We start from the raw sequence: 6,943 nt of genomic DNA on the forward strand, positions 1-6,943 counted from the left end.
TGCAAGATTTTATGATCCTCAAAGTGGAGAAATTTTCATTGGTGGAATTAATATCAAAGAATACGATAAGCAAACTTTAATGAATAAAATTTCCTTTGTATTTCAAAATTCAAGACTTTTTAAAATGAGTTTAAGAGACAACCTGCTTATAGGAAAAGAAGATGCAACTGATGAAGAAATAGAACAGGCACTTTTAGATTCAGGTTCAAAAGATATAGTTGATAATTTAAAAGATGGTTTGAATACTGTTTATGGAACAAAAGGAACATATTTTTCCGGAGGAGAAGCTCAAAGACTTTCCATAGCAAGAGCATTTTTGAAAAATGCCGATCTTTTAATATTAGATGAAGCAACTGCTTTTGCGGATCCTGAAAATGAACATATAATACAAAAATCTTTTAAAAAACTTTCTAAGGACAAAACGTCCCTTATGATTGCACACAGGCTTTCGACTGTTGTAGATGCAGATAGAATATTAGTAGTCGATAAAGGGAAAATAGTTGAAGAAGGCAAACATGAAGAATTATTAAAGAAAAATGGAGAATATAAAAAGCTTTGGGATGAGTATCAAAGAGCGGTTAGCTGGCAGATAGGAGGTCAAAATGAATAGATATTTCATGAAAAAATATGCTATGTCAGAGAAGGGGGCAAGTAACCTTTCTAAAGCAATTTTTTCTCGTACGATTTTAAACTTTACTAAGCTATTTCCGCCAATGATTGCTTTTTCTTTTTTATTCCAATATTTAGGTGGATCTGAAGGTGTTAAATCACAGGTTAATCTTACACTATCTAATTATCTGGTTATTATAGCAGTAATGCTAATTGTAATGTTTATTGTTGCAAGATGGGATTATAAAAGACTCTATACTAATGTTTATATGGAAAGCGCAAACATAAGAATTGATGTAGCGAATAGACTGAAAAAGCTTCCTCTTTCTTACTTTGGCAAAAGAGATTTAACGGATATTGCAACAACGATGATGGATGATATTACTTTATATGAACAAATATTTTCACATTCTGTTCCGCATATATATGCTACAGCAATTTCTACTGTAATAATTTCCATAATGATTCTTATATACAATTGGAAAATGGGATTAGCAACAATTTGGATAATGCCTATATCACTTTTAGTAGCATATTTAGCAAAGAAAAAGCAAAAAAAATCGTTAAATAAGTGGGTTAAAAGCAGTAGAGAAGTATTCGACGATTTGCAGGAAAACATTGAACAAATAGGAGAAATAAAATCCTATAATTTAGAAAAAAAGTCACTTAATAAATTTTATGTGATGCTTGATAAACTTAAGAAGGACAAGGTAAAAGTTGAGCTTGTTTCAGGAGTATCGACAGGCTTTGCAAAGATATTACTTAAACTTGGAATTGTAAGTGTAGCACTTATTGGTACAAATATGTTTATTGCAGGGGAAATCAATATATTGGTTTATATAGCATTTTTAATGTTGACAGTTAGTATTTACCTTCCCATAGAGGAAATTATAACTTATATGGCAATGATAGTCATGCTTGATAGCGTAGTTTCCAGGATAAAAGAAATCAAAACTATGCCAATTCAAGAAGGCAAGACCGAAATGCATCCTAAAAATTATGACATAGAATTTAAAGACGTTCATTTTGGATATGAAGACTACTCTGTAATCAATGGAGTCACTTTTGATGCTAAGCAGGGGGAGGTAACTGCATTAATTGGAGAATCAGGAAGTGGAAAGAGTACACTTGCTAAACTTGCTGCGAGATTTTGGGATGTAGATAAGGGAAAGATATTATTAGGTGGAGAAGATATAAGCAAGATCGATCCGGAAACACTGTTAAAGAATTTTTCTATTGTATTCCAAGATGTGGCCTTATTTAACTCCAGTATAAAAAATAATATTAAAATTGGTAGAAAAGACGCAAGTGATGAGGAAATTATAAAAGCTGCAAAAGTGGCAAGGTGTTATGAATTTATAGATAAATTGCCTGATGGTATAGAAACTATTATAGGAGAAAATGGACAAAAACTTTCAGGCGGTGAACGTCAAAGAATATCTATTGCACGTGCAATACTTAAGGATGCACCAATCATTTTAATGGATGAGGCAATGGCATCGCTTGATGTTGAAAATGAAACTCTTATTCAAGAAGCTTTGTCTGAGTTGATAAAAAATAAGACTGTTATAGTAATTGCTCATAGACTTAGAACTATTAGAAAAGCAGATAAAATTGTTCTATTAAATGACGGCAAGATAGAAACTATAGGAAAAGATGAAGACCTTTGTAAGAATTCAAAATATTATAAAAATATGTTAGAAAAATCTAGTACAGTTTAAGGAGGAGAAGATGAAAGATAATAAGTTAAATGTAAGAGATTTAATAAATGCCGGTTTATTTGCTATTTTGATATTTATAGCAACTTTCATAGGAGGCATGATAGGATTTGTACCTACCCTTATGCCTATAGTTCCTTTTTTACAAGGAATTATTTCAGGACCGGTATATATGCTTTACTCTACCAAAATTAAAAAAACCGGAATGGTATTTATTCAAACTACAGTGATGTCTTTGGTATTTTTCGCAATAGGACATGGCCCTTGGGTGGTACTTACAGGCGTTTTAGCAGGAATATTAGCAGAAGTAGTTTTGAAAAAAGGAAATTATAATAACATAAGACAAGCAAGACTTACTTTTGTAATCCAATCTTTATGGGGACTTGGAAACTGGTTACCAATATATCTTGCAAGAGATTCGTATATAAAGACAATGATTGATATGGGATATGGAGAAGAATTTGCTAAAAAAATGATGAGTGTTTTACCGAACTGGTCGCTAATTCCAATTATTTTATTAGGTATGGTTGGTACTTATATAGGATGCAGTATAGGTATAAAAATATTAAAAAAACATTTTGTTAGAGCGGGTATGGCGGAGGTATAAAAAGTGAGAGAAGATTTTTTAAAACTTGATTTTAGAACAAAAATCTTCATGTCATTGATTCTATCTTACACTTTGATTTTAGGAAATATTCAACAAAATCATCCTGTTGGGGCAGCATTTTATTCTCTGCTGCCATATGTTTTTTTATTTTGGTGTAAAGAGTGGAAAACTGCAATAAAAGGTCTTATTTTTGTAGTAATAGCTTATATTGTTCAAAAAGAATATTTATTTGTAGATAGCGGATACATGGGTGCTGTAGGTCTTTTTATTACAGTGGTATTTTTAAGATTACTTCCAGGGTTTATGATGGCAAGGTATGCTCTTTATTCCTCTTCAATGAGTGAGATTACGTTATCTCTTAAGAAGATGAGGTTTCCGGACGAACTGGTTATTCCAATTATAGTCATGGCAAGATTTTTCTATACTGTAAGAGAAGATTATCATCAGGTAAAAGATGCCATGTATCTTCATGGATTGACAAACAGGAAATTATGGATTCATCCAATTAAGTTTTTTGAATATAGGATGGTGCCGCTTTTAATGATACTTACAAAGACAGCTGATGATGTTTCTATTTCAGCAATGACTAAAGGGCTAAAAATCGGTGAGAAAAGAAGTAATTTGATAGAAAGTAAGTTTGAAATTTTAGATTACTTTTGTTTTTTACTCATGTGTGTATTGATAGGTTTTTATTTGAGGGGTAAGTATGCTTAGTGTTAAGAATCTAAAATTTTCATATAAAGGGAATGATATTCTTGAGGATATTAATTTTGATCTTTATGAAGGACAAGTTCTTTGTTTAACGGGAGCAAGCGGCTCCGGCAAAAGCACTTTAATTAAAATAATTAATGGAGTCATTCCGGAAATATATGGTGGGGAAATAGACGGAGAAATAGTGCTGGATAAACAGCTTATAAATGATAAAAATATAGCAGATAGAAGTGCTTATATCTCTACTGTATTTCAAAACCCTAAAACTCAATTTTTTTGTGTTGAATCTACTGATGAGTTGGCATTCCCACTAGAAAATAGAAATGTAGAAAAAGAGCATATTAAGAAATCCATAGAAAAATATACAAATTTATTAAATACTGAAAAACTGTTAAATAGAAATATTTTTTCTTTATCAGGTGGAGAAAAGCAGTTGATGGCTGTAACAAGTGTTATGAATATGGACAACAAGGTTTATCTTTTTGACGAGCCGTCATCTTCTTTAGATCATAAAGCCATTGAACTTTTAAAAAATGCAATTGTTCAGCTAAAAAAAATGAGGAAAATTGTTATTGTTGCTGAACATAGGCTCTACTACCTTATGGATATAATTGATAGTCTGGCAATTCTAAAAGATGGCAAAGTAAAAATTTTCCCTAAAGAAGTTTTAAGCGATATAAAATTAAAAGAACTTCAGGGAAAGTATTTTTTAAGAAGTTTTAATGAAATAAGTAAAGCTAATTTTGAAGATAAAAGTTATAAAAAAATTCATTTACTTAATAAGGAGAAAATTGAAACAGAAGATGAGTATTTAGAGTGTAAAAACTTTATACAGGATTTTAAAGAAACTAAAATAATGGATTTAGAACAGATCAGCTTTTCACAAGGGATATTTTTTTTGATAGGAGACAATGGAGTAGGAAAATCAACATTTATAAATAAATTATCAAAACTTATTAAAGGAAGAGGAAAATCATTTTATAAGGGCAAAGAAATAAAAGAATCATATAACTATATATCCATGGTAATGCAGGATGTAAATTATCAAATATTCACTGAATCTGTATGGAATGAAATTTCGATTGTAAGTGATGATGATGTTAAAAAAGAACAAATATTAAAAGAATTTTGTTTATATGATAAGAAAGACTCTCATCCACAGGCATTATCAGGTGGTGAGAAGCAAAGACTGATGATTGCACTCGCCATAGTTAGCGAAAAACCTATTGTGATTTTAGATGAACCGACAAGTGGGCTTTGCAAAGAACAAATGCTATCTGTTATTAAGTATTTGAAAAGAATGGAGAATGAAGGTAAAACGATTATAGTAATAACTCATGATTATGAATTTATTTATGAATGTGGTGGGATAGTGTATGAATTTATAAAGTGATAGCTAAATTATTATAAAATATTATTTGAAACGATTAGGAATAATTTCAAATATGAAAAATAATATGGAGGTGTATATTATTTGGAAATAACAAAAGAAAAGAATATGATTTTGAACGATAACATGTTGAAGGTTTGTTTAAAACTTTCATTTCCGGCAGTAGTTGCAATGCTACTTTATGGATTAAATACGGTATTCGACGCTATTTTTGTAGGGAATTTAGTTGGAGAGGAAGCTTTGGCGGGAGTATCTATTGTATATCCATTAACACAAATAACTCTAGGTTTAGGATCTCTTGTAGGAGTTGGAGCAGGTTCTTATTTAAGTATTCTCATTGGAGAAAACAGTACGGAAAAACAAAAAAGGATATTGGGAAATTCGAATGTAATCATAATTGTGTTGAGTATAGTTATTATGATCTTAGGATTTATTTTTATGAATCCTTTATTAGATTTAATTGGAGCAAAAGGAGAGAATATTGTATTTGCAAGAGAATATTATAGTGTTGCTCTTTTTGGTTCGGTATTTTGGATTGCAGGTCTTTCTTATAATATGGTTGTTAGAGCAGAAGGTAAAATGACGAAAGCGGCAATCATGATGGGGATAGGAATGGCAGTTAACATTATTGCTAACTATATTTTAATGGCAATATTTAATTTAGGGGTAAAAGGTGCTGCACATGGAACAAATATTGCAATGTTTGTGTATGTTGTGTTGTTTTTTATTTATTGCAAAAGAAAAGAGGCGAGTTTTGAAACGAATGAGTATAAATTATACTTTGATAAGGAAATCATTAAAGAAATTGTAAACATAGGAGTGCCTTCATTTATCATGACAATTATGACAGTGATTCAAGGAATGATCATCTTAAAAGCATTAAATACTTTTGGTACAACATCAGATGTGGCATTTTACGGGATGGTATTTAGAATCTTAAATCTTCTTATGACTCCAATTTATGGACTTATGAGAGCTTTACAACCTGCTGTTGGAATTAATTATGGAGCAAAAAATATAGAAAGAGTTATTGGATTTTATAAAGTATTTTCCGCAGTGGCTTTTGTACTTATATTGCCTATGTGGTTAATGTGCATAGTTGCTCCGGAATTTGTATTGCATCAAATGTTACCTACAGGTAATTTCACAGCAACAAATTTAAATTATTTCAGAGTGATTATTTTAATATTGCCAATGCTTTGCTTAATATTGACGGCTATGACTTTTTTTCCATCCATAAAAAAACCAAAGCCCGCAATGATGATAGGAATTGGAAGACAGGTTTTTCTTTATATACCACTTATGATTGTTTTACCGAGGATTTTTGGAATTGGCTCGGTATATTATGGTTCATTTGTAATTGATTCTTTTATTACAATTATTGTGTTAATGATGCTTAAAAAAGAGTTTAAAAGTCTTAGGGAGTTATAACAGGAAGAACATAAAAAGAGAAATTTTATAATAGGATTTGTAATAAATGTAAGCAATCTAAAATTATTTAATCCTTTTTGAAAAGTATGATTTTTATTATTAAATCTTAACAGTTTTAATAAACGAATATAGTTCTTTAATTTTATATGCCTTATTATCTCTAATCTAGTAATGAAAAAAGCACACAAAAAAGCATTAAGAAAAAAGTATGCACACTAGTATTTTATAATTTGGTAAGGTGAGTAGTCTTTATTGTTTAAAAGTTCAATTTGCCCTCTTTCAAAGCCATTTAAATGCTTTTTTTTAATTTTGTAGTATGTTAATAGCATCCATTAACAATTTCCTTTGGTGTTTGTTTTTCTAATAATATTCTAACGAGATCTGCTTTCTATGGATTCTTGTCTAATTCAACTTCATTTTACAATTAACTATTGAATTAATTTTAACAGGGTCAAAAAAATAACTTGACACTATATA

The 6,943-nt window shown here is 30.2% G+C and carries 6 protein-coding genes; all 6 read left to right on the forward strand.

From position 1 onward, the window contains the following. Positions 1 to 610: ABC transporter ATP-binding protein (locus SOR77_RS02350; protein ID WP_320635595.1), on the forward strand; the 610-nt coding region annotated here is incomplete at its 5' end. Beyond that, a complete protein-coding gene (locus SOR77_RS02355) occupies positions 603 to 2,330 on the forward strand; it encodes an ABC transporter ATP-binding protein (protein ID WP_320635596.1) in 1,728 nt (575 codons plus the stop codon). The genes SOR77_RS02350 and SOR77_RS02355, both read left to right, overlap by 8 nt. A gap of 10 nt (positions 2,331 to 2,340) precedes the next feature. Next, the gene (locus SOR77_RS02360; RefSeq protein WP_320635597.1) at positions 2,341 to 2,934 is read left to right on the forward strand and encodes an MptD family putative ECF transporter S component; all 594 of its coding nucleotides are present in this window, start codon (positions 2,341 to 2,343) and stop codon (positions 2,932 to 2,934) included. A 3-nt stretch (positions 2,935 to 2,937) separates the two neighbouring features. Continuing rightward, the gene (locus tag SOR77_RS02365; RefSeq protein ID WP_320635598.1) at positions 2,938 to 3,648 is read left to right on the forward strand and encodes an energy-coupling factor transporter transmembrane component T; all 711 of its coding nucleotides are present in this window, start codon (positions 2,938 to 2,940) and stop codon (positions 3,646 to 3,648) included. Then, complete coding sequence (locus SOR77_RS02370) at positions 3,641 to 5,038, forward strand: ABC transporter ATP-binding protein (protein ID WP_320635599.1); 1,398 nt, start codon at positions 3,641 to 3,643, stop codon at positions 5,036 to 5,038. Before SOR77_RS02365 ends, SOR77_RS02370 begins: the two co-directional genes overlap by 8 nt. Before the next feature lie 81 nt (positions 5,039 to 5,119). Then, positions 5,120 to 6,466 carry an MATE family efflux transporter gene (locus SOR77_RS02375; RefSeq protein ID WP_320635600.1) on the forward strand — a complete coding sequence of 449 codons (1,347 nt, stop codon included), beginning with the start codon at positions 5,120 to 5,122 and terminating at the stop codon, positions 6,464 to 6,466. The last annotated feature ends 477 nt before the right edge of the window (positions 6,467 to 6,943 follow it).

It is taken from the genome of Peptoniphilus sp., assembly GCF_034090345.1.
Classification (GTDB): Bacteria; Bacillota; Clostridia; order Tissierellales; family Peptoniphilaceae; genus Peptoniphilus.

Bases quoted from the DNA above. Each gene is read 5' to 3' on its own strand.
- SOR77_RS02370 (WP_320635599.1), top strand. From the start codon at position 3,641: ATGCTTAGTGTTAAGAATCTAAAATTTTCATATAAAGGGAATGATATT.
- SOR77_RS02355 (WP_320635596.1), top strand. From the start codon at position 603: ATGAATAGATATTTCATGAAAAAATATGCTATGTCAGAGAAGGGGGCA.
- SOR77_RS02360 (WP_320635597.1), top strand. From the start codon at position 2,341: ATGAAAGATAATAAGTTAAATGTAAGAGATTTAATAAATGCCGGTTTA.